General features: G+C 60.4%; 1 protein-coding gene. It reads left to right on the top strand.

All coding sequences use genetic code 11. The features are described 5' to 3' along the window. On the top strand, window positions 1-199 hold a 199-nt coding region (locus F1735_RS34895), incomplete at its 5' end, for a hypothetical protein (RefSeq protein WP_167241625.1). Window positions 200-280 lie beyond the last annotated feature (81 nt).

The raw sequence follows: 280 nt of genomic DNA, 5'->3' as shown, positions 1-280 counted from the left end.
CCTGTCCGGTCCCTTGGCGGTGCTGGGGTTTCTGTACCTGTGCGTGCTGGCGATGCTGATCGGCGCTCTGTGGACCGGCCCTTCCCCGATGGGGAAAATCGTGTGTATCGTCGCCCTCCCGCCGATCTTGCTGGTCTATTGCCTGCCTAAAACCTTGCGACGCGCGGTGAACGCCTTGCCGGCCGCAACTGGGTCGTGAATTTCAATGATCCCCTTACACAAAAGGCTCCCGCCATGACATTACCCTGTACCCTCGACGAACTGCGCAGCCGTTTCAACG

This window comes from Massilia genomosp. 1 (assembly GCF_011682185.1).
GTDB classification, from domain to species: domain Bacteria; phylum Pseudomonadota; class Gammaproteobacteria; order Burkholderiales; family Burkholderiaceae_D; genus Telluria_A; species Telluria_A rubra.
The sequence above is the reverse complement of the archived record's forward strand: the minus strand, read 5'-3'. Positions and strand labels throughout refer to the sequence as shown.